The following is a 24,460-nucleotide window of genomic DNA, read 5'->3' on the forward strand; positions in this document are numbered from 1 at the left end:
CAAATGCTGAAGCTCTACGCGATCAACGGGCCGGACTCAGGCATGGAAAGCAACCCTGCAAGCTTGTCCGGCAACTGCTCAGCGCTGACTTCCATTTGATCACGAGTGCGCAGCGTTTTCACGGTCAACAACGGATACTCCGAGCCAACCACCACCGCGAAACGGGCATTCAAACTCTCCGCTGTTTGAAACTGCTTGCCGATCTTGGCGGGATTCAAGGCGTAATCGACCCGGATCCCCATGCGGCGCAGCTGCTGCAAAATTCCCAATGCCTCCGCGCGGCGGCTGTCATCCGCAATCACCAGATAAACCTCGGGCGCTTGGTGACGGCGCTTCCATTGCTCCGCCGCTCCTTTGGCGATCTCGTGCCGATTGATCAACTCGGTCAACACCACATCGCCCATGGCAAATCCACAAGAACTCATCTGCACCGCTCCATCACTGAGATGGCCGACGAGATTGTCATAGCGACCACCACCCGCAATGGCGCGGAGATTGTGTTTGAGGTCAAACACCTCAAACACCGTGCCCGTGTAATAGGCCAACCCGCGCACGATGCCCGGATCGATCTTCACAAACTTCCACAAACCACGCGCCGTCAGGTCCGCCTTCAGTTCCGCGAAGATGGAATCGGGAGCTTCGACCGCCTCACCATCCAGGTAACGTTTGATGTGCGCCTCCACCTGCTCAACGCTCAATCCAATGACCTCCAGCTGCTTCGCCGTCACGTCCTTGGGAGCACGCTCCATTTTGTCGATGATCTGCAAAAACGTCGCGCTGTGTTCGTCCGCAATCTGATTCTCCAAAAGAAAATCCAACCACAAACGGCGGTTGCTCAGGCGCACCACAAAATCGCCTTCTTCAAATCCAAAGGCCAGCATCGTATCAATCGAAAACGCCACCAACTCCGCATCCGCATTGGCGGGGTTGGTGTCGCCCACGATGTCGACGTTGAATTGAATGAACTCCCGCGTGCGGCCCCGTTGCGGTTTCTCATAGCGGAAGCAAGATCCGATCTGATACCACTTCAGCGGCTTCGAAAAATTGCGCTGGTTCGCCGCCACCAACCGGGCCAGTGTCGGCGTCACTTCTGGACGCAATGAAACGTCCTCTTCGCCCTTCGTGATGAAATTGAAAAGCTGGCCGGTGATCTCGTCGCCACTCTTCTTTTTGTAGAGATCGGTCGGCTCCACCAGCGGCCCTTCATATTCCACAAATCCATAACCCCGCGCCACGGCACGCCAGCGGTCGAAGATGTAATTACGAAGCGCACAATCCTCAGGAAGGAAGTCGCGGAAGCCTTTGACGGTTTGAAATGCAGCCATGATCGGGCCTGCAGTCATGCCTCACGTCACGACGAAAAGCAACCGGCTAATGCACTCAGCTGGCGGGGCTGTTACTCTGCCTTGGTCGCTTTTTTCGCCGCCTTCTTGGCTGCCTTCTTCACGGCCTTTTTCGCTGCGGTCGGCGTCTTTTTCTCAACCACCGGCTTCGGCTTGGCTTCTGCCTTCGCCGTCATGATCTCCGATTTCGCCATCCACTCCTCCACCGATGCCCAGATGTCCCCACCGTGGGGCCTTAAATGATCACTGCCCACCAAAATACCGCGCTTGTTGAAATCCAGGATCTCGGCGGGAGTAAAGGGTCCAAATTCGGTGTAGTTGCGGCTGATGTAGATGAGAGTGCTCATAAGCTAAGGGTATTGTTTTGGGAAACTTAATTAAGGAGTCGAAATTCCAACTACCATAATTTTCATATCAGAACAAGTAATGCGGCAAAAAAGCATGTTCCGTGCCTGTTTTCTTTCGCCCATTGCGCGGCCACCCACGATTGCCTGCTGGACAAGCGGCCATCACGTTTCATCATCGCTGCCATGTTGAGCCAATTGCTGGTCAGGGATTTCCGCTGTTTCGCCGAGGCGAAGCTGGCCTTGCACCCGGCCACGACCCTGCTCGTCGGCAACAACGCCCAGGGCAAAACCTCCCTCCTTGAGGCCCTTTGCGTCGTGCTGCGCCTGCAATCCCCCCGCACCTCGACACGCACCGACCTGATCCGATTTGGCACCCGCAGTTGCCTGGTGGAAGCCAGTCTCGGCGACCATCAACTGCGTTTTGCCCAAAGCGCCACCACCCGTCGGCTCGCGGTCGACAACGTCGTTTGCACCCGCAGTCCCGACTACCTCCAAAGCAGCGCCCGCGTGGTGTGGATGGACCACTCCGACATGCTCCTCGTCCGTGGCGGCGCTGAACATCGCCGACGTTACCTCGACTTCGCCGCCGCCCAGCTAAATCCAGGCTACCTACACGCCCTGCGTCACTACGAAAGACTCCTGCGCAGCCGCAATCACCTGCTCAAACGCGACGCCGTCATCAACTGGCGTCAAGCCGATGCCTACGCCGTGGCTCTCGAGGAACATGGACACTTCATCTCCCAATGCCGCGCCCAGCTCGCTGAGTCCCTGACTCCCCACGTCAACACTGCCCACGCTGCCCTCAGTGGCGGACACGAAATCGCTCAAATCCAATACCAGCCCGGATTCGATCCCAACGGCCTCGCCCAGCAGCTCCGCGACGCCCGCGCCGATGAAGAACGCACCCGCACCACCGCCGCCGGCATCCATCGCGACGACCTCCAGCTGCTCGTCAACGACCGTCCCGCCAGCGCCTTCGCCTCTGAAGGCCAGCAACGCAGCCTCAGCCTCGCCCTCAAACTCGCCCAGGTTACCACCCTTACACAGGCCACCGGCTCACCTCCCCTTCTCCTGATCGACGACGTCTTTGGCGAACTCGACCACACACGCCGTCGCGCCCTACTCAACGCCCTTCCTCAAGACACCCAGAAAGTCATCACCACCACTTCCGTTGACTGGATCACCGGCGATTTCTCGCCCGACGGCTGGCAATATCATGTTGATAAGGCCGCGCTCGGTCCCCTCGTTCCCGTTGGCTCAAGACTCTGAGCCTTCCTCCAGCCTCCCAAACCAAAGTTCGGCACAAAATGTGCTTGCAAGTTGGCCTTCTGCCGTCTAGCGACAACAAACCGCACCACGGTTTCATCCGACGATAAGATGGCTCTCATGCCGAAGTTTCTCTTGACGGGAAATTGCCACGGTTTTTAGCTGGCTGCGCAGTCGTTTGCAGCCTTGTGGCGGCATCCGGCACCCTGTGATTTTAGGGGTTGTTCCGTTGAGTCCCTTTTCATCATTGTTTCACCACCCCTTTCAACTTTCATTTTTTCACCCCTTTCTCCTACATGTCATTCTTTGGTCGTTTTTTTGGTTTCGCATCCAGTGATATTGGAATTGATCTCGGCACCGCCAACACCCTCGTCTACGTAAAAGACCATGGCATTGTCCTGCGTGAACCGTCCGTCGTGGCGGTCAAGGCAGGCACCAATGAAGTGGTCGCCGTCGGCGATGATGCCAAGCGGATGCTCGGCAGAACCCCCGGCAACATCATTGCCATCCGCCCGCTTAAGGACGGTGTCATCGCCGACTTTAAAGTGACCGAGGCCATGCTTCGCCACTTCATCCAGAAGGTCCACAACCGCCGTGGTTTTGTTCGTCCCCGCGTCGTCATCGCCGTTCCCTCCGGCATTACCGAAGTCGAAAAACGCGCCGTCAAGGAAAGCGCCGAACAGGCCGGTGCCCGCGAAGTTTATCTCATCGAAGAACCCATGGCAGCCGCCATCGGCGTCGGCCTCCCCGTTCAGGAAGCCGCTGGCAACATGATTGTCGACATCGGCGGTGGCACCACCGAGGTCGCCATCATTTCCCTCAGCGGCATCGTCTACAGCCGCAGCGTTCGCGTTGCCGGTGATGAGCTCGACGAAGCCATCACCAACTACATGAAACGCGCCTACAATTTGATGATCGGCGAACGCACCGCTGAAGACATCAAACTGCGCATCGGTTCCGCCTATCCCCTCGGTAAAGAGACCACCATGGACGTCAAAGGTCGCGACATGGTCGCCGGCCTCCCCAAAACCATCACCATCACCAGCCAGGAAGTCCGCGAAGCCATGCTGGAGCCGCTCAACACCATCATCGACGCCGTTCGCACCACCCTGGAGCGCTGCCCGCCCGAGCTCTCTGCTGACCTGGTCGACCGCGGCATCATGCTCGCCGGTGGTGGCGCCCTCCTGCGCGGCCTCGACAAGCTGTTGCAGGAAGAAACCGCCCTCCCCGTCCACGTGGCTGACGATCCACTCAGCGCCGTCGGCGAAGGTTGCGGTCGCGTGCTCAGCGAGATCGAGTTCCTGCGCAAGGTCAGCACCATGGACAACTGAGCCAGTTGGTTCAGTGACCTTTTCCGGTTCATCTCCTCCAGGCAGACATTGATTGGTCCTAACTTCATGCCCCATGTTCATGAACATCCGCCCGCCCGCCTCGTGCCAACCATGTGCTGATCGCCATCGCATTCCATGAAAAAAGGCAACATCATCGCCCTGCTGTTATTCCTGGCTGCGGTTGCAGCCGTCTTCACCCTCAAGACCCCGCAGACCCGCGCCATTCAAACCAGCGTCATGAACTTCCTCTCGCCGTTCATCCGCGGCAGCGCCCTTGCTGAGGAACAGTTCAAAAGCGCCACCAACACCCCTTCAGACCCCGCGCAACTCCAGCGCGAATACAACAACCTCCGCCAGGAAGCGGAAGGGCTGCGCATCATCGCCCAAAAATACAACCAGGTGCTGCAGGAGAACAACAAGTTCCGCGCCATGCTGAACTACCGCCAGCAAAGCGAATACAAACTCACCGCCGCCCGCGTCCTGCGCCGCTCCGCCTCCAACTGGTGGAGCACCCTCGTCATCGACAAAGGTGCCCTCGACGGACTGGTCACCGACAGCCCCGTCATCACCGACATCGGCCTCGTCGGCAAAACCGGCAAAATCGCCGCCCACACGGCCGAAGTCATCCTCCTCACCGACGAAGAATGCCGCGTCGCCGCGCGCATCGAAGGCACCCAGTTCAAGGGCATCCTCAGCGGCGAACGGGGAGACTTCGAATCCCGCCCCAACCTCTACCTGCGTTTTCTTGACCCCACCCTCACCGTCACCCCAGGCACCAACGTCTACTCCACCGGCGACGGCGGCGTTTTTCCTCCCCAACTCCTTCTCGGCAAGGTGAAAAGCTTCCAGGCCAAAGACGTGTCGGGTGAAGCGATCGTCGACTCCGCCGTCAATTTCAACCTTCTCGAGGACGTCTTCGTCGTGCACGTTGACAGCATGCCCTCCAGCGTGCCGTCGGCCATTCCCGTCGCCGAATAAATCCGCAAGCCAGCCAGCAGCCGTCTCATGAACCTGTTCTTCAACTTCAGCGTCCTGGTATTGCTGACCATCTCCTTCGGCATTCAGGAGTTCATGCCCGTCATCGACTTTGCCAATCAGGCGCGCCTGCTGCTTCCCGCCGTGTTTTTCTTCTGCGCCTCCCTCAGCGTCTCCTTTCCCATGATGCTCATCCTCGCCCTGGCCACCGGCCTCGTGTGGGATGCCCGCAATCTCCCCCATCCTCCCGAAAAAATCACCGTCCAGATGAGCCAGATGGACGAACTCGGCAACTCCGACATCGACGAAGCCCGCTCCGGCATGGGCAACCTTCGCGTCGGCTACTCCATCGTCCTCTTCGCCATCGCCGGAGCCCTCATGCAAGGCATCCGCCCCCTCTTCAAACGCGGACGCTGGGAGTTCCCGGTATTCATGGTCGGCATTGCCACCTTCACCTGGCTTCTGGTAGAATTCTTATTTATGTCATTTTTAAGGGGAAGTTTCGAATTCCATCCCGGCTTGTGGACCAAGCTGATCACCTGCTCGCTGCTCGCCATGCTGGTTTCCCCCATCATCCTTTTTGTCCTGCACATCCTGGCCAACCTGTTTAACTACGAAGTGAAGCACGAAGGCCTCGTCTATCGCTACCATGGTAGTTAAATATCGATTCCGTCTCTATCTCTTCACGCTGGTCCTCCTCATGGGCTTCGGCGCGGTCTCCCAACGCCTGTGGAACCTCAGTGTGGAACGACACGAAGAGTTCAAACACAAGGTTCCCGGCACCAAAACCCTGCGCGCCCGCGTTCCCGGTTTCCGCGGCGAGATCAAAGATCGCAACGGCATTCCCCTGGTCCGCAACAAATCCTCCTTCGAGGTCCAGATCAACCTCTACGCCCTCGTCGCCGCTTACAAGGAAATGCTCGCCGAGCAGAACAAGTTGCTGCCCAAAGATCAGCGCCGTTCCCTTCCCCTCTACAAATATCGCTACCCCGAGCGCGGCATCATCCGCGAAAAAGACGAACTCGACATCAAGGCCGTCGTTGACGAAGTCGTCATCGCCAGCCTGAACAACCTCGGCATCGCCCGCGAATACAACGCCAATAGCCTGCGCGTCCACTACCGCACCAACCGTGGCGTCGTCCCATGGGTCTACTGCAGCGACCTCTCCTTCGAAGAATTCAGCCAGTTTGCCGAACACCGTCTCGGCCTCCCCGGCGTTAGCGTCACCGAACGCGCCGTCCGACAATACATCTACGACTCCCTCGCCTGCCACGTCCTCGGCTATGTCAGCCAGCCCGACGAACAAAAAGTCCCCGATGAAGAACGCAGCGAATGGGATTTCTACGTTCCCGATGACTTCGGCGTCGCAGGCATTGAAAAAACCTTCGACACCGAACTGCGCGGTCGACCCGGCGTGCGCACCATGCTGCAAAACGAAAAAGGCCGTATCGTCAAAGCCCTCGAATACACCGAACCCCGCAAAGGCAGCGATCTCTACCTGGCCATCGACGCCCGCATCCAGTATATCGCCGAACGCGCCCTTCGCGAGAGCACCCCCGCCATCGGCCGCGGCTCCATCGTCGTGCTCGACCCCAACAATGGCGACGTGATCGCCATGGCCTCGGTGCCGTCCTACAACCCCAACAAGTTCATCCCCTCCATTTCCCGCGAAGATTTTCGCGACTACACCAGCAACACCGCCAACCCCCTCTTCAACCGCGCCGTCAACACCTACGCCCCCGGCTCGACCTACAAGGTCATGATTGCCTTCGCAGGCATTCTTGCGGGCAACCAGAACGACCGCCTCAACTGCGGCGGCAGCGTCACCTATGGCAGCAAGGCCATGAAATGCTGGATCGCCTCCAAAGGCGGTGCCCATGGCACGCTCGGCCTCACCGACGCCATCATGCGTTCCTGCAACTGCTACTTCTACCTCTACGGCAACAACGCCGGCATCGAAAACATCGAAAAAGCCGGTAAAATGTTCGGCCTCGGTGAACGAACCGGCATCGAGCTTCTCGAAGAAGACCCTGGCATCCTTCCCAGCCCCGGCTGGCTGCGCGCCAACCGACCCAGGGAACGCTGGAGCAACGGCTACACCGCCAACACCTCCATCGGCCAGGGTCAAGTCCTCGCCAGCCCCCTGCAGATGGCCGGCGTCTCCGCTGCCACTGCCAACGGCGGCATCGCCTACCGACCCCACCTTCTTCGCAAAATCATGGACGGCACCGAACTCGTCCGCGAACAAAAACCTGAAATCCGCGGCAACTTCATCGATCACGGCATGACCCCCGCGAAAATCGAGCTCATCCGCAAAGGCATGTGGAAGGTCGTCAATGAAACCGGTGGCACCGCCCGCTCCGCGCGCATTGAAAATGTCGAAGTCGCTGGCAAAACCGGAACCGCCCAGAACTGGGCCCCCAACGGCAAAAAAGACAACCACACTCTCTTCATCACCTTCGCCCCCTACAACAACCCCAAATACGCCGCCTGCATTTTCGTTCAGGGCGGACATTCGGGAGGCGGAACCGCCGCGCCCATCGCCAAGCGCGTGCTCGAACAAGCCCTCGCCCTCGACACCGGCTACACCATCCAACTCGCCGCCGTTCCTGAAGTCGTCGGCAGCTTCGATCAGATCATGGCCGTTTCCTACGACGGTCTCCCCGCCATCACCCTTCCCGGCACCGAAGACGAAGACACCGGCACCATCAACGAAGACGAGCCCCCCCGCCCCACCCGCGCCCGGGATACGCAAGTTTCCAAACCCAAAGTCAAAATCCGCGAAGAAGCCGATGCTGAAGGCTCCGCCGCTGTCAAAAACCGCCAACCACCACCACGCCGCGCCAACTTCTTCAAGCGCATGCTGGGCAGGTGATGGTTGCTCTATCCTTCTCAAAAATACCCATCCCCAGTCAGTATCTCGATGATGCCGGCTTCCCACGAATCTCAACTAACTCAAGTGACCCTTTTCAACCATGGCTCTCGCAATTGTGAAAAAAATTAAGGAATTCTTCACCGGACAAAAAGACATCACCAGCGGCACCCGCATTGTCATCAACTGTGAAAGACTCGAAAACCGCGTCGCCCTCCTCGAGAACGGTGCCCTCGAAGAATACTCGATCGAACGCGTGGGCACCACCCACCTCGTCGGCAGCGTTTACAAAGGCCGCATCAAAAACATCGAGCAGGGCCTCAAGGCCATGTTCGTCGACATCGGCCTTGAGAAAAACGCCTTCCTCCACTTCTGGGATGCCATCCCCGAAGCCTTGAACGCCCAGGCCATGGAGGAGATTGATCGCGGCGGCTCCAACCGAAAAAAATCCAAAACCATCACCGCCAAGGACATCCCGAGCCTCTACCCGATCGGCGCTGAAATCCTCGTCCAGATCACCAAAGGTCCCGTCGGCAACAAAGGCCCGCGTGTCACCACCAACATCTCCCTCGCCGGACGTCTCCTGGTGCTGATGCCCCAAAACGATTCCTGCGGCATCTCCCGCAAGATCGACGATCCCAAAGAGCGCGCCCGCCTGCGCAAAATCGTCGAAAAATTGCACCTGCCCGAAGGCATGGGCATCATCATGCGCACCGAAGCCGCCGGCAAACGCGCCCGTCACATCATTCGCGACCTTTCCATCCTCGTTGAACAGTGGAACGAAATCGTCGAACGCCGCGACAGCAAACAAGTCCCCATCTGCTGCTTTGAAGAACCCGATGTCTTCGAACGCACCGTCCGCGACTTCCTCACCGATGAAATCGACGAAATTGCCTGCGATGACATCGCCGTCGTGCAACGCATGAAGGAAATCGTCGCCCCCATCTCCCGGCGCGCTCTTCGTCGCATCACCCACTTCACCGGCCCCGGTTCCATCTTCGACCGCTACAACGTTCAGCGCCAGATCGACTCCGCGTTCTATCGCGAAGTCTGGCTCAAATGCGGCGGCTACATCGTCATCGACCAAACCGAAGCCCTCATCTCCATCGACGTCAACACCGGACGCAACAAAGGCAAGTCCGCCAACGACGACAAGGTCATCCTCGAAACCAACCTCGAAGCCGCCGCCGAAGTCGCCCGTCAGCTCCGCCTCCGCAACATGGGCGGACTCGTGGTCGTCGACTTCATCGACATGAAACAGCGCCGCGACCAGCAGGCCGTCTACAAAACCATGGTCGACCACACCCGGCGCGACAAGGCCAAGACCCAGGTCCTGCCGCTCTCCCAGTTCGGCCTCATGGAGATGACCCGTCAGCGCCTGCACGAAAGCCTTTCCGACGCCCTTTACGAACCCTGCCCGCATTGCGCTGGACACGGACAGATCAAAACCCCGCTCACCATGAGTGTGGAAATCCAGCGTCGCCTCAGCTCCGTGCTTCAACGCATTGGCGAGACCGACCGCGACCTCGTCGTCACCATCCATCCCGATGTCATGCAGCGTCTGCGCACCAGCGACGACCAGATCCTCGTCGACCTCGAACGCAAATACCAGGCCCGCATGACGTTCCGCACCGATGCCAGCTTCAACCGCGAGCACTACATCATCACCAACGCTCGCACCGGCGATGAAATCAAAAACTGAGTCCGCTTGCACCCCACCGACCCGACGGCATGAATCGCACCTTCGCCATCGGTGACATCCACGGTTGTCTCACCGCTCTTCAGATCCTGGACGAACACCTGCAGTTTGGTCCAGGAGATCTCGTCATCACCCTCGGCGACTACGTCGATCGTGGTGCCGACTCCGCAGGCGTCGTCGACTACCTGCTCGCCCTCGCCACCCGCACCCAGCTCATCCCCCTTCGCGGCAACCACGAGGTCATGATGCTCGACAGCCGCCACGATCCTCACACCCTACAGCTGTGGATCGCCAACGGCGGCGACGCCACCCTCGCCTCCTACACTGCTCCTCCACTTTCCTGCATTTCCGAATCCCACTGGAGTTTTTTGAATGCCACCCTGCCCTACCACGAGCTTCAATCCGATTTCTTTGTTCATGCCAACGTGAACCCCGAGCTTCCTCTCGACCAACAAACCGAGGAATCCCTCTACTGGCAGCACCTCGGCAAGCAACTCCCCCATGTTTCTGGTCGCCGTATGATCTGCGGCCACACCTCACAAAAATCCGGTGAGGTCCTCAACCTTGGTCACACCGTGTGCATCGACACCTGGGCCTGCGGCAACGGCTGGCTGACCGCCCTGGAAGTCAGTTCCAACGACTACTGGCAGGCCAATCAAAAAGGCCAGCTGCGGCAAAGCCGCCTATCCTAAGCACCTCAACTAAACAATCGCCCGAGGCCCCCACCGAGGATCTTTTGCAGATGACCGGTCAGATCGCCCTCTTCCACATGTTCGCCATCTGGTGATAGGTCGTTCACCAAACCCGGCAGCAACTTCGCCACCCCCTTGGCCAGCAAGTCTTCATTAAAGCCCGTCTGTTGCGCGAGTTGGGGAAGAATCGCCCCCAAAGCCTTTTGCACCTGTTCGCCATTCAACGGCAGATTGGAGCCGTTGCCGATCCATGATTGAACCTCCGCCCCAAAACCCGCTTGCTGAAACCTCAGCAAAAGTCCCTGCATACGCCCCGAGTCCTGCAACAACTGCATCACCACCGAGATCAGATCCCCACCACCACCGCCTTCCTTACCAGAAAGCATTCCACCCAGCAGTTTTTTCCCAAGATCTTCAAACAAGCTCATGAAAAAACTCTAGCTCCTCCCTATCGAGAAAGCCACCAAAACCCTTTCCGCCGAATTCTTTATCCTTTATCCCTTATCCTTTATCCTTTCCCCCTATCCCCCCGCCGTGATTTGAACAATCTCCACCCGATCACCCTCGGCCAAAATCGTCGCCCCATACTCCCTAGGCAATAGCGCCACCTCGTTCAATTCCACCACCACCGGCTTGCCCGACAAATCAAGCTCATCAAGCAGACCAGGTAGGCTGAGCGCCTCCGCCACCTCGCGCTTCGAACCATTGACGAACACCAGCATCATCATCCCACTTCCACCAAAGATTCTTCCTGCAAGATCGACGCATCCCAATCTTTCCAGACCGGATCCAACCCCTGAGCCATCAACGCTTTGGAGACTTCGTCAGGGCTGCGCAAATCAGCAATGCCGAATTGTCCCTCCGCCTGATCACAGGAAGAACGTCGCTCAAGCTCCACCCGCCGCCCTTTCACCGTCAAATGGAGATCATCCTTCCCCTGCCCCGTATATCCTCCCGGCTCGGTGTGACTTCCCGCACTCATCACCGTCACGCCTAACGGTGCCAGAGCATCCCTCAGCTTCGCTGACTCCCTCGTGCTCATCACCATTCCCACTTCTGGAAAAGCGATCCTGAAAGCGCACATGGTCTGCAACAACTGTGCATCCGTAAAACCCGTCATTGGCTGAAAGCCACCAGCAGCAGGTCGCAGCCGCGGAAACGCCACCGTAAACGAAGCCTTCCAGCAGTGTTTATACAAATGCTCAAGATGACCGGCCAACGCCAGCGCCTCCTCCCGCCAATCGGCCAGACCAAACAACGCCCCCAGCCCAATGCGCCTGAAACCCGCCGCATATCCCCGTTCCGGACAATCCAGGCGCCAGTCAAAATCCTTCTTCGGCCCAGCCGTATGCATCTTCGCATACACATCACGCACATAGGTCTCCTGATACACCACCAATCCTTCACACCCCGCCCGCACCATCAACTCATACTCGGGCGTTTCCATCGGCCCCACCTCGATTCCGATCGTCGGAACAAATTCTCGAATCGCCTCCAAGCACTCTTCCAAATACCCCTCCGAGACAAACCTCGGATGCTCACCCGCCACCAACAGGATGTTGCGGAATCCCTGATCCGCCAGATGCCGCGCCTCCCTCACCACCTGATCCACCGTCAACGTCACCCGAAAGATCGGATTGTCCCGGGAAAACCCGCAATACTGACAGTTGTTCACGCATTCGTTGGACACATAAAGCGGCGCAAACATCCGCATCGTCCGACCAAAATTGCGTCGCGTTAGTGCCTGCGACTCCTGCGCCATCCTCTGGAGTTCAGCACCCGTCTTGGGCTCAAGAAGCGATGCCACACGTTGCATCAGAGGGCTTTGCTTCCAGGCTGAATCCTTGTAAACCTGGGAAAATGTCATATCACAATCGCAGTGTCGGGGTAAAACCCGCATGCCTTTCAATCAATAGAAAAATTGGCTCCCGAGGTAGGGTTCGAACCTACGACCTAGTGGTTAACAGCCACCCGCTCTACCGCTGAGCTACTCGGGAATCTGAAATCAAATCGTTCAGGGCCTGTTAGTATATTCACCCAGCCCCATTGGCAAGCGATTCTTTGAAAAATGCACCGAAAAATTGGTCCTCCGCTTTCGATTCGGAGAACCACCCTCGTCATCATCAAATCAAACGCCAGCAGCAACTTTCCGACGGCGGCGACGCATCAGCAATCCAGCCAATCCTGCACAAAGCAGCAATGCGCGACTTGGTTCAGGAATGACGGCATATCCACTGGTAATCAGAAGAATACCGTTGCTTTCCAATTTCTGGAGATCCCAAAGCAATCCTTCCGAGAGCTGCGGAAGATCGAAGCTGCCCGTCATTCCACCTGAGTAGAGACGTGCCGATCCAAATTCCAAAATCCCGGAGTAATTCAAATCGCCGATCGATGCCATGGTCCAGTCAACCAAGTCAAATACCTGACCCGCAACAAAGGTCCCAGCATTTCCATTCAGCCTGAAGACCGTGCTGCTGTCGACCTCAAACGAGCCAGAAATGGCCAACAGATCGTGATCTCTCCGACTGGTGCTGGTCGCCAGGCCTTCCCATGTCGCGGTCGTCGTATTCACATAATTGTTGTAATCTTGAATGGCTGAAGGGGCCAGTATGGTGAAGTCGCGGTAGATCGACAAAGTAGCGTCAGGCGCAGCATTGGAAGCTTGGTTGGCCTGCATGCTGAAGGTCCCGCCCTTGGCATCCAGATTCCCCACCACTGCCAGCGTTCCGATGCCACTCGTGGTGCCATCCGTGTAATCACCGGGTTCAATCACCCCACGAACCACGTGTGTGGTGACATTTGCCACCCCCTGGATCGTTCCCGTTCCACCGATGCGACCGCCAGAGTTCACCGTAGTGCCCCTCTGCCCAACACCGCCCATTCCCGTATCACCCACCGCACGCGTCGACGCCGAACCACCCCGACCCACTTGAAGACGTCCATTGTCGACCACTGTTGAACCGGTGTATTCATTGTCCTGGGTCAGCACCGCCGTGGCCGCACCATCCTTGATCAAGTTGAGCCTTCTATCCCGGAAGCCCGTTCCATCTCCACTGCCGCCGTCCCCAGCTTGGGTGTTGTTCACGTTGGTAATGTAATGAGCATCAGTGGTGCCATTGCGGAACTGGACATCCCAATCTTCGTTGTCTCTCTGGGTAACACGGAGAGTGCCCTCGCCTTTGTCTGACGAATTCTCAACGATAATCTGCTGCCTCCCTGTGTTGGCTCCGGTGCCTGCGGCAACGCCAGCGACGTCAACCATCAAGTTTCCGATGGTAACATTCATGCCGCCAATCTGGAAGATGCTGTTGCTGGTCATGATCACATCCGTCGCTGCTGTGATCGGAGTGCCGGTCCCACCCAATCTAACATGATGGGTCTTGTCGAGGTCTGCATTTGCTGCAGCACCATTGCCGATGATCAGATCACTGTTCCACTGGGAATTGTTCGCGCCGTTGATCTCGAAATACACCCTCAAACGCTTGTTCAATGCCTGCTCAACAACGTCACCGTTGTAAAGAATCTCCGTGATAAGGTCATTCCCGTTTGTGGCAATGATGTTTCCGTTCAGAGCAATCACTTGATCCCGACCAATTAGTGGAACCGTGGTTCCAACTGCGTTATGACCAATCCCCAAGTTCGCCACATCATCATAATAGCTCACAATCAAGTCATCATTCAATGTGATGGAACCGTCATAATTGTATTGATCCCAGTTCATCCCTGAGTTGGCCAACACTTCGTGATTCCGGGCTCCAATCTTTTTCGTTTGCTGGCCGGCTGCTCCTACCGCCTCCTGGTTGATCACCAAATTTTGAACCACATTGTAATGGAGTGGCAGCTCAGCCGTATGGACCACGGTGACCGGCCCACTGATCACCGTGTTCGCTGGAAAGTTCCCCGTCACGTTGAAGGTGGTGGCATTTGGCACCTGAGCAATGCGGTAGTTGGTTCCATTGATGCTGATCAACATGCCTGGATAGAGCCCGGTGGTATCGCCCTTCAAAACATTGATCTGATTTCCTGATGCGGTGCTGGAAGCTGCCACTTCTTCAATCATCACCGTGCGAGCCTGACGACTGCTGAGGAACGCCTCGGCAGTTGCTGAAGGTGCCGTGCCGACCGCATCACCCAAGGTCATCGTCGTTCCGGTGCCGAACGGATTGCCTTGCGAAATACCCACGATGCGACCCGCATTGACGTTCCAGTTGCCTTTGAACTCGGTGTTGTTTTCCCACAGTTCGAGAGTCCCCGTGCCCACTTTGGTGAGTGCGCCCTGTCCTGCAGTGGCCCCTTCACTGGTCATCATGCCCGCCTCGCTGTTGAAGCGAAGAACCCCCGTGCCAACCACGTCAACAAAACTGTCCTTACGAACTCGAATCATCCCTTGCAACGAACCACCAGTATGCGCAGCCGTGGTGCCGAGTGTGCCCCCATCCAAGGTTATCCACTCGCCAGTGCCGTTCTGGAATTTCTTCCCAACAATGTCAGCTGTGGTGTTCCCCGTGATCTGGAATCGCAGTTGAGCGCCCGCATCGACAAAGGTGCCGTCAATGTAGGAAAAGCTCGATCCCAGCGTTCCCGCCAAATTGGCTTCCTCATTGTCGGCAGCACGCTTGGCAACAGGATTGCTGTTGGCCTGGTTGGCAATCGGATCTCCGATGTTCACCTGCAGAGTTCCAGCGGTCACTTCGGTCCGTCCACTGTAAGTGTTCAGCTTGTTGGTGATCACCAACGTGCCAAGACCTTCCTTGGTCAGGTCACCCACACCAAGGTTGCTTTTCCGCACAATACCACCAGCGAAAGTAGGCGCATGCACCTCGGCAGCAATCAGGTTGTTGATGGTGAAAGTGGTCGACGCTTTCACAATATCGATGAAAGCACCATCACCACCGATGGTAATCCCACGGAACGCATTCAACGTGATGTTGTTGGCAGCAGCCTCAATGAGCGTCGTTCCGTCCAGTTGCGTCATGTCACCAATGCGCAAGCGACCACCAGTGAAGTAGAAGTTGTCTGAATCAAATGAACCAGGATTGGCCCCAAGTTTGTTGGGATCACTTACCCAAAGAGTGCCGCCATTGAAGAAGGTGCTGCCCGTGTAGCCATAGCCTGGGCCACTGGCAGTAGCGCGAACCATCCGCGTCCATCCGGTTCCGCTGTGCACCAGGTTCAATCTCACGCCAGGAGCGTAGGGATTGTCCACAATATTGGTATCAAGAGTGAAGATGCCGCCACCAGCACTTTGATCGACGAAGTTTGGAGCATCGGCGTAGTTGTGGATGATCAAATCATTGGTCCGCACCAGAGCCTTGGTGATGTCAGGATCGAAGTAAAACGTCTCGAGTGCCGAACTGATCGCGCCCCCTTGGATGGTCTTGTGGGTGTTTCCCACCGTGGCCGAGATCAAGATGGCCCCACCAAGTGCTCCTGCAGAGCCCCTGGCTTCAAAACCTTCGGTGCGCAGCGTCATGATGCTGCCGTCCGCAATTTTCATCACGTTATTCGGATCCACCCTGGTTCCGCCGTTGCCGATGAAATCATCACCGTTTTGGTTGTCATTGTCCTGATTGAACAGAATCGCGCGAAGGTCAATGACCGTAGCCCCCGGCTCAGGGGCGATAGTTCCGTAAAAACCCGACCCAGGACTGCCAAAGAAATCCTCTTCAGGCCCCTCCGCCAGATAACCTAGCTTCCAAGGATAGAGAAGCTCGGGATCTGCAATCGAATCATTCACAAAATCCAGGTTGTTTCCAATCGTGAACAACCCTTCCTCCGCTGCCGCAGAAATGCCCAATGCATCGCTGGGCGAATTGGCTCTTGTCACATAGGCGAAATCGACCACCTTCCCGTAAAACGCGGAACTCGGGTCTCCGTCCACATAGGTGGCCCAAGGAAGGATCACCGAGCCCGTATAGATGTCCGGGACCTCCAAAGTGATGACCGCTGAGCCCCCAGCCGCAAGGTCACGCCAGAACGACATCGTCGACCCCGCATAGCGAACTGGCAACATCGTGATATTGTTGATCAGGTTGGAGGGAGGTCCAAGGCTCAACGTCGTCGTCGATACTCCTGCGCTTGAGACCCGCACCTGCGAATCACCCGCACGCATGATCATCAGCCCTCGCAGCTGTTCCACTGCGTTCACGGTAGCGTTGCCAACCAAATGGATATCACCACCCGCCAGCGTCAGCGGTGCCTCATGGTTGTCACCGCTGGTAATCTTGCGACCCGAATTGACCGAGTAATCAAGAATCAGTGTGCCACCATGAAGGTTTACGCCCCCATCCAGCTCTCCACTCAACCCGACGGCCCCAGTAAGACGCACATCGCCACGACCGACTTTGGTAACCGCACCCACTTCGTTTTCCAATCCAAATCCACCATCGTCCAGGAGGCGAAGGCGCAATTCAAGTTCCCCGCCCTCAACAGAATACAGCCTTGCATCAGCATACCGCTGGGTTGTCGTGCTATTGGGGATCGAATCATTAAAAATGATGTTGGTAGGGTTGCCGGTGACTGCCTTGTTCAGAACGATCTGATTGTTCTCCGCATCAATGCGCAGAATGTAAGTGCTGTTGGCAACGCCGGTTCCAGTCAAGACCATTCCAGGCCGGAGATTGTCGATATCAAAACCCGGTGAGAACGCACCATCCAGGGTAATAACATTCGTCTGAGTGCCGCCCAAAGATGTAGCACTCGCAAGGTTGAAGGACTGAAGCGAGCTAAAGCTCAGGTTGGTGTTCTGGGTGACGCTCACCGCCTGGCTAACGGTGATCGAATTCGCACCAATGGCGGTGATGAACGTCCCGGCAGGCACCCCTGCCCCCTCAACCAGCATGCCGATTGCGAGGTTGGAGAACGCGGAGCCTTCGTCAAAGCCGCCACCTTGACCAAATGAGATCACTGTTCCGTTTTGGGGAGGAAGTGGGGGGGGGGCTGGAGGATCAGGCTCGCCAGGATCACCGGGCAACACAGGCGGATTCGCATAGTTGAAGCTAAAGCTTCCACCGTAAGCGATGTCAGCGGTAGGGTTCATATCCAACGAGCCATAACCATTACCGATGACCACTTTGCCAACACCCTCGTTGGCCAGAATTCCGTAAGAGGTGGCCGAATAACCGTTGTTTCCGTCCGCCCAGGAAATGTTGTTGACATTGTAAACCGTCGGTGTCGCGAAAGGATCCGCATTGTTGTTGGTCATCGAAAACACGGCCACCTGATTGACAAAGTCATTGTCGTTGTCACGCAGCCTCATCGTCATGTTGATCACGCCTCCCTGTGCCGTAGGATTGCTGAGGATTCCGGTGCCGTAGTCACCTTGCAGGCGGAAGAACCCGCTGCGGAGGTCAAGACTGCCCGTCAAATTGGTCGCGTCCTGAACATTCACGTGGAAATCCATGATGGGCGAGGAACGCCCGGCATCACCACTGCTGCCTCTCACCATGATGTTGAGTTTCTCATACTCATAGGTTGCCGCAGCTGTATCATTGCCGACTTTCTTGTCGGCAAGAGATCCACTGATGGTGACAATGCCATCGTTCATCTGGTCGCCAATGAGCGCCAGCACCCGTCCGGAGCCACCGTTGAACGTCGCTGTAATGGGGGTTTCGCTTTGATCGTTGACGATGTCTCCATTGATTGTCAGCATTGCAGAATTGCGTCTGGTGCGCAGATAACTGGTAATGTTCTGACCTCCTTGAGTTCCGCTTCCGACGAAAACGTCGCCATTGAGCACGTTGTTCTGATCAAATGCACTGAGGCGTGCGTCGAACTCCAGAATCACGTCTTTCCGTTGGGTTGAATCGCTCTGGCTGCCGACAATGACGCCGTTACCAAGCACCAGGGTATCTCCGTCATAGCCACTGGTCACAAGGCGAATCTCATTACCCACACCATTGAGGCCCAATGCATTGCTGTTGAATGCCCGGATGCCACCCTGTGTGACGTAAGTCTCTCCTGAATAAGTATTGTTTCCCCACAAATCCAGGTGGCCGCCTCCAGACTTGGTCAGGCCATGAGTGGCATGGTTGCCAACAATGCTGGATTGAATGATGGTGGCACCCTGCCCACGAATAACGGCCTCGCGATTGCCAAAATCCAGATAACCACCATACATCGATGTGCCCCAATCAATAAGGTTCAACATCCCTGCGCCAACATGTCCTTCCGGATTGTAGCCGATGGCACTCGCCCCGTCGCCGATCTTCAAAACCTTATCGTCCCGAATCACCGTTCTTGTGGCACCATGCATGCGCAAGCTGTTGTAGGCAAGATTCGCATTGATCCGTGCATTATTGAAGTCATGGCGCGCCACATCATTCATGGAAGTCATGACATTGGAGGTGTTGACATCCTGAACACTCGTCAAACGGGTATACTCAGAAAGTTGCAGTGGTCTGATGTAATGCACTCCTGCCACCGTCTGCACCGTCATAAACTCACGGGTCTGGTTGGCATAGTGACCACCAAACGCGCCCATTAGAATGTTAATGTCCGCTGAACCTGTCGCGCCCGCACCTCCGATTAGAAACGATGTAGGCACATTGGTAACCGTTACCTGGGAAAGGGCCTGGTCAGGAGAAAGGTAATTCACAAATCCATTGGAATTGTAACCTCCGGAAAATCCCCGGTTATTCGTCGAGTCGCCATTGTTTTCGACAATGGAAACCATGCCTCCATTTTGCCAAGTATAACTATCGAAATTGATTCTTACCCGGTTGTTAACACCCTGATCATGCTGGATACGAATAATGTTGTGGCCTCCTTCAGAAACGAATGCTCCGACATTTTCGAGAATATTGGTCCCCAAATCATTGTTGTTGGTCACCGTAAACGTGCCGTTTCGCAGGATCATTTGAGCACTGTCGTTGACTCTGTTGCTATTAGCCCCTCCGCCGGCCACGCTGTTGTTGAGAAACAAGGTCGAGTTGGTGACACGAACTGCTGAAGTGCCGGACAATGCACCATTGGCACCACTCAGCGTCACCGTTCCCCGTGTTACCGCCGTCGTCCCGGTGAAGGTGTTGTTCCCTTGGAGAGTTTGGGTGCCTCCGCCTGATTTCACAAAACTCACCATGCCGCCACCTGCGCTGGTGGGTGAACCATCGCGAATCACCCCCCGAAAGGTGCCCGAGGTATCGCTACCTTCACCGACGATGACCGTGGCGGCTTGCGCATTGCTGTTGCCGACGAAGCCCCCGATGGAATCAGTGTCTTGGAGAACACCAAACCCTTCTGTGAATCCATTCAAGTCCAAGAACCCCGTAGAATTGACCGTGACGGCGGCGCTTCTGAAAATTTGGTCATTGTAATTCGACCACTTCACGGATGGCAGCGCAAAGCTTCCCCCGAGTTTCACGGTTTCGATGGCTGCGTCTGAATCTCCAATGATCAACACCGATCCAATGGCATGGACGTAGGCATTGCTCACCTTGGCCAGTTCAAGCGTGCCTTCCTGCACCTCTACACGAGATCCGCCATTATCCTGAATTCCCGACAGGGTCAAAGTATTTGACCCCACCTTGATGACCCGAGAATTGCCACCGGAGCCGCCAAAATCAAGTCGCCCATCAAACACATCATTGACGGCGCCGTAGTTACCAACCGTCAATGTCGCGTTTCCAGATTCAGACCTGATGGTTCCATACTGGGTCACCTGCATGGCCACGCCCGGAGACGTGACTGATGCCGTGGCGGCAACATCCAACAAGGCAGTATTCCCGTTCACGCTGATGATGCGGGCACCTGGGGGAATCCCAGGTCCGGTCACATAGGAGCCAGTCGCAAGTCCCGTCTGGCCCGCGCTGAACCAGATGAAGGGACTACCCTCCGTGGTTATGACCGATCCAATGGTGTTTTGCGTGGTGTTCGAGCTGCTGTTGAGGGAATTGAAAGTAAAGTCCTGAATGGTGCCGGCATTGTCCGTGATGTTGACAAACGCCCGCTCTTCCAACACCAGGTTCAACGAAGGATCAAACAACACCTGACCGCCTGCGGTGCCCTGTGACGAGGCTCCGCGAAGGAATTCGACGGTTGAACCTGCGGTTCCCAAACTGCTTGAACCAAAGGTCAGAGTGCCTGGTCGGTAGGTTTGCAGCTGTGCACCGCTGGCGACGGTGACATTGGTTTCCAGCCGAACAGAGGTTCCGTTGATGATCTCAGCGATTCGCACCCCTTTGGGGATTCCAACGCCTGTGATCGTATCGCCCACGTTAAAATTTGCTGAACTGCTAACGGAAATGATGTTGGAATTGTTAGCAGGAGCAGAAGCGGTCAACCCCGAGTTCACGCCTTCGGCAAACATCAGAGGAACGCCTGATTGGGTGAAGCCAGCTGCAACAGGGTTGCTTAGAGTGACTTGCCCGGTCCCGCTGTTATAAGCCGTGATCACAGTATTGTCTGCGATTCCCGGGCCATAAACCCGCATGCCTGCGTAGAGAGAACCGCCAGCAATCCCGCTGGCAGTGAAGGTATTTCCGCCCGCTGTAAGCGTTCCTGCATTGGCCGTGACAGCTGCACCTCCCAAGACCGTCGTGGTCCCGGCTGCGTTGCCAAACTGGAGTCTCAGAGTGCCATTGCCCTTGTTCAGCAAATTTCCGTAAAGCGTTGTATTCGATATTCCACCGTCACGGCCAATGTTGACCGTTCCTCCTGTTTGCAGTATTGATCCTGCAATAGCTGTCCGAGTGGTTCCTGTCGTGCCACCAATGTTGGTAGTCGCTCCACGAAATTCGAGCGAATTAGACCCGATCCCACTGCCATGAGCGAAGTAATTGTAGCCGCCAGCAAAATTCAATGTAGAGCCTCCTTGAGTCGTCGCCGTTCCAAGGTATCGATTGTAGGCGCCATCAAAGTTGGTAGTGCCGTTCGCATGAAGATAGTTCGCCCCTGCGTTAAGAAGAGTGTTTCCCGATACAGTCAAAGTGCCGCCACCGTTCTTGGTGACCGTTTCTGCATCCGGTTGAACTCCATTTCCATTCATCGTGAGTCCACCAGAAAGAATCAGTGTTCCTCCGGCAACATCGAGAATCAAACCATCATTGATGATCACCTGAGTGCCTACAGTGTCGGTGCCACTGCCGTTCTTGCGCAACAGCGCTTCCGATGCACTCGTATTATTGAAGGTGATGGCGAAAGTGCCCCCGCTGGATTGAATCAAGTAACTTGAGGTTCCACTCGAATCTCCGAGCGTCCATTGATCAAGGTTAATGTTACCGGTCAGGTTGACCGTAATGTTGTTCTGGATATCAACGTTCATGTTGGCAATCGACGTGATTCCGTTCGGAACTGATCCATTCCAGTTGCCTGCCGCCAACCAATCGTATGGGTCGGTTCCGGTCGTTTTGTTCCAGGTTCCATTTTGTCCAAAAGCTTGCGCAGCCAAAAGAAGACTGATGAACGAGAAGAGAAAGCGGAGCGTTTTCATTATATTAAAAGAGATTATCCCCAATCCTGATCAGACAATCAAGATTCCGTTGTGCCCGGACAAAATTACAAGGGGTGTATTGATAAAATACAAAAGTAAAAAAAGAAGATTACGGACGGTAACTGGTGATCCGGCCGGTGGAGGGGTCAACCTGGACACAATAGAAGTTTTTCACTTCGTCTGGAGTCAGCCCTTCCTCTTCGTCGGAAGCAACCACCAAGGTGACAAACCATTTGTTCGGAGGGGCTGGATTCAAGTTGGTGCCCTCGGGTCGGAAGATAAAGGATTTGAACGAACTGCCGGGCCGGAAAGTGTAGTCTGACAAGCCCGATGCATTGGACACTTTGGTGCCGACTGTAGAATTGCCATCTGCAAGATTGGCCAGAAAAGTCGACATTTCGTTGTTCTCGCTCAGGACCAAGTCTTGTGACAAGTTCAAAACCTCGCCTAATACCAATGCCATCGGAGCGGTCAAAGGTTTGCCTTGATTGGCTGGATTTGGATCAGGGTTCGGAGCACCCTGTTCGAAATGCCGTAGAAGCAAGACAGATCGAAACCGCGGATCTGCGCCGGGATCGAATTCATCATTGTTGTATTTGTAAAAGCGCACCTCCACGGTGCAACCTTCTGAAGTTGCAATTTGTTGTGCATTCGACAGCATGCCCACCAACTGGCCACCAGACGATGTCAATCTTGTTGCCATGATCGCCGAATAAAAGGACGGGGTCACAATGGCCATCAACAAGGCGATGATCACAATGACCACCAACATTTCCACGAGAGTGAAGCCACGTCGGAATCTCGCCACAAACGAAGAAGCGGGAATGCCACCGAGAATGGCTTGCTGGCAATGTAGGATTGGGGAATGAAGTGGGGTATCGTTCACGTTAGCTGCTCCATTTAGAATTGCGCATCGACACGGTGGCCGAAAAAATGCGAAAGTTGACTTTGGCGTCCACAAGAGCCTGCTCGAGAGCATCAAGATCGGCACGGAATTCGGTGTCGGATGCAGCGTTGAAGCCGGTGTAAGTGAATGGTTTGGCCGAACCAAACTTGTCGGCCAGACGTTGGGCCGACCCCTCATCAATGACAACCATCACAATCTCAATCTCGGGCGGCAGTTCATGAGACTGTGCATCCTGTTCCTCACCCGGTCCCCCCAACTCGGCGGCGCTGTCATAGAAATAGTTGGGAGCGATGTCCCGCGAATCTTCGGTGCTTCCCACGATGACCGGGCGCTTCGGGGACAACACCAACATCATGACGTTGTCGGCCACCGGCTTGCTCCATTCGGTATAGTTGGCATACCAGTCAGCGATTTCTGCTCCGGCCGCTTTGTCATAAATCGTATTCACCTCAGTGGGAGGGGCATACTCCATCAGCCTGAACCGATGCTTGGGCGGTATTCTTCCAGCAATGAAAGGTGGCCTGAATGCGATATCGTCGCCGAATTGCACAAAATAGCCACGCCCGTTTAACGCCGTAGGCAGATTGACATATTCCCCTGAATAGCCCAGAGGGGCTTGAAAAAACACTGCATGCCCAGCAATATCAGGCACTGCTCCCGAAAACACCTGACCCGCCGGACCGGAAATGAATTGCAGTTCCGAGTAGCGAATGTATTTGAGCGGATTCCGGTTTGCCCCTTCCAGCTCTTCTCCAGCGGCATCGAATGGAGAAAAAGGATTGGAGGGGTTGTTGAATCGATATCGAAGATAGGGATTTAACGTCGCCTGACCAAGATTGTTTTTGAGCACATCAAATGCGCGCCGAGCTTCGCGGAATTGCGACACCTTGGCAGAAGTCTGTGACCATGCACGCTGCACCTCCGAAACAATCGACGCAACCAGTAGCATAAGGATGCTTAGGATTGTCATCGAAACAAGTAACTCAACCAAGGTAAATCCCCTGGACGTATGATGGTGTTTGGTCATGGCAGGTGAATTAGCCTTTCGAGAATTGCCGGGTCAAAACAGCGGGGTAGGTCCGGTAAGACTGTGGATTGGCGAAGTCAAATGTTGCTTTCGGAGAGATGGCGACATCGACCAATACGGCCTTCATGTTCTCGTTCGCAGAAGCGGCACCCGGCAAATAGACCTGCGGTGAAACGGCGGGTCGCACTCTTACAACGTAAGCCAATCGATATTGCATGGCTGAAGAACTGCCTCCCACTGAACTGATCGGATTGGCCTGGTCGTCATAAAACCATCTTTTGTCGATCATTGTTTCCAGATTGCTCCACCGGGCGGACGCCCCCTCCCCGGACTTCGATCCCCAGTCCGACAGCTGAATCTCCCCAATCACCTGGCTGGCGATTCGGGCAGACGAAGTGGTTTCTCCTGCGCCGCGAACGGAGTCCAACCCTGCCGGGATAATGCCCAGCAAGGTAACCAATCCGGTAGCCGCAATCGCAACTGCGATGGCAACCTCCGCGAGGCTAAATCCCTTCGAGCTAAGGCGAAAGGCACTTGTGGCCATCGTTGATAGAGTCTTCAATTTCATGTTCA

16 protein-coding genes and 1 tRNA gene are annotated in these 24,460 nt (G+C 55.9%); 7 read left to right on the plus strand and 10 right to left on the minus strand.

What is annotated here, in order from left to right:
- Positions 1-14: 14 nt before the first annotated feature.
- Positions 15-1,325: a histidine--tRNA ligase gene (hisS, locus tag FEM03_RS03995; RefSeq protein ID WP_138084901.1), complete on the minus strand. Its 1,311-nt coding sequence runs from the start codon at positions 1,323-1,325 to the stop codon at positions 15-17.
- Positions 1,326-1,396: 71 nt separating this feature from the next.
- Positions 1,397-1,690 carry a hypothetical protein gene (locus FEM03_RS24670; protein ID WP_206170864.1) on the minus strand — a complete coding sequence of 98 codons (294 nt, stop codon included), beginning with the start codon at positions 1,688-1,690 and terminating at the stop codon, positions 1,397-1,399.
- Positions 1,691-1,873: 183 nt separating this feature from the next.
- Between FEM03_RS24670 and recF the strand changes: the two genes are divergently transcribed.
- The 7 genes from recF to FEM03_RS04035 all read left to right on the plus strand — a co-directional run bounded on the left by recF (position 1,874) and on the right by FEM03_RS04035 (position 10,525).
- Positions 1,874-2,959 (plus strand): DNA replication/repair protein RecF, encoded by a 1,086-nt coding sequence (recF, locus tag FEM03_RS04005; protein ID WP_138084902.1) that lies wholly within the window; start codon positions 1,874-1,876, stop codon positions 2,957-2,959.
- A 293-nt stretch (positions 2,960-3,252) separates the two neighbouring features.
- Positions 3,253-4,287 carry a rod shape-determining protein gene (locus tag FEM03_RS04010; protein WP_138084903.1) on the plus strand — a complete coding sequence of 345 codons (1,035 nt, stop codon included), beginning with the start codon at positions 3,253-3,255 and terminating at the stop codon, positions 4,285-4,287.
- A 135-nt stretch (positions 4,288-4,422) separates the two neighbouring features.
- The gene (mreC, locus tag FEM03_RS04015; protein ID WP_138084904.1) at positions 4,423-5,265 is read left to right on the plus strand and encodes a rod shape-determining protein MreC; all 843 of its coding nucleotides are present in this window, start codon (positions 4,423-4,425) and stop codon (positions 5,263-5,265) included.
- A gap of 27 nt (positions 5,266-5,292) precedes the next feature.
- Positions 5,293-5,922 (plus strand): hypothetical protein, encoded by a 630-nt coding sequence (locus tag FEM03_RS04020; protein WP_138084905.1) that lies wholly within the window; start codon positions 5,293-5,295, stop codon positions 5,920-5,922.
- Positions 5,912-8,137 carry a penicillin-binding protein 2 gene (mrdA, locus tag FEM03_RS04025; RefSeq protein ID WP_138084906.1) on the plus strand — a complete coding sequence of 742 codons (2,226 nt, stop codon included), beginning with the start codon at positions 5,912-5,914 and terminating at the stop codon, positions 8,135-8,137. Before FEM03_RS04020 ends, mrdA begins: the two co-directional genes overlap by 11 nt.
- Positions 8,138-8,237: 100 nt before the next feature.
- Positions 8,238-9,836: an Rne/Rng family ribonuclease gene (locus FEM03_RS04030; protein WP_138084907.1), complete on the plus strand. Its 1,599-nt coding sequence runs from the start codon at positions 8,238-8,240 to the stop codon at positions 9,834-9,836.
- 29 nt (positions 9,837-9,865) lie between these two features.
- Positions 9,866-10,525: a metallophosphoesterase family protein gene (locus tag FEM03_RS04035; RefSeq protein ID WP_138084908.1), complete on the plus strand. Its 660-nt coding sequence runs from the start codon at positions 9,866-9,868 to the stop codon at positions 10,523-10,525.
- Positions 10,526-10,530: 5 nt separating this feature from the next.
- On the opposite strand, the gene FEM03_RS04040 is transcribed toward FEM03_RS04035, so the two are convergent.
- From FEM03_RS04040 to vccB, 8 genes are all read right to left on the minus strand, one after another.
- Positions 10,531-10,953: a YidB family protein gene (locus tag FEM03_RS04040; RefSeq protein WP_138084909.1), complete on the minus strand. Its 423-nt coding sequence runs from the start codon at positions 10,951-10,953 to the stop codon at positions 10,531-10,533.
- Positions 10,954-11,046: 93 nt separating this feature from the next.
- Complete coding sequence (thiS, locus tag FEM03_RS04045) at positions 11,047-11,253, minus strand: sulfur carrier protein ThiS (RefSeq protein WP_206170865.1); 207 nt, start codon at positions 11,251-11,253, stop codon at positions 11,047-11,049.
- Positions 11,250-12,341, minus strand: coding sequence for a 2-iminoacetate synthase ThiH (gene thiH / locus FEM03_RS04050; RefSeq protein ID WP_240772665.1), 1,092 nt, complete (start codon positions 12,339-12,341; stop codon positions 11,250-11,252). The genes thiS and thiH overlap by 4 nt, the downstream gene beginning before the upstream one ends.
- A gap of 106 nt (positions 12,342-12,447) precedes the next feature.
- Positions 12,448-12,522, minus strand: a tRNA-Asn gene (locus tag FEM03_RS04055).
- Between the two features lie 131 nt (positions 12,523-12,653).
- Positions 12,654-21,953 (minus strand): beta strand repeat-containing protein, encoded by a 9,300-nt coding sequence (locus FEM03_RS04060; protein ID WP_138084911.1) that lies wholly within the window; start codon positions 21,951-21,953, stop codon positions 12,654-12,656.
- A gap of 109 nt (positions 21,954-22,062) precedes the next feature.
- Positions 22,063-22,932: a Verru_Chthon cassette protein D gene (gene vccD / locus FEM03_RS04065; protein ID WP_425501938.1), complete on the minus strand. Its 870-nt coding sequence runs from the start codon at positions 22,930-22,932 to the stop codon at positions 22,063-22,065.
- Entirely contained in the window at positions 22,841-23,887 is a 1,047-nt protein-coding gene (vccC, locus tag FEM03_RS04070; RefSeq protein WP_138084913.1) for a Verru_Chthon cassette protein C, read from the minus strand. Before vccC ends, vccD begins: the two co-directional genes overlap by 92 nt.
- 10 nt (positions 23,888-23,897) lie before the next feature.
- Positions 23,898-24,455 carry a Verru_Chthon cassette protein B gene (vccB, locus tag FEM03_RS04075; RefSeq protein WP_138084914.1) on the minus strand — a complete coding sequence of 186 codons (558 nt, stop codon included), beginning with the start codon at positions 24,453-24,455 and terminating at the stop codon, positions 23,898-23,900.
- Between the last annotated feature and the right edge of the window lie 5 nt (positions 24,456-24,460).

The sequence above is a fragment of the Phragmitibacter flavus genome, from assembly GCF_005780165.1.
In the GTDB taxonomy this organism is placed as follows: Bacteria; Verrucomicrobiota; Verrucomicrobiia; order Verrucomicrobiales; family Verrucomicrobiaceae; genus Phragmitibacter; species Phragmitibacter flavus.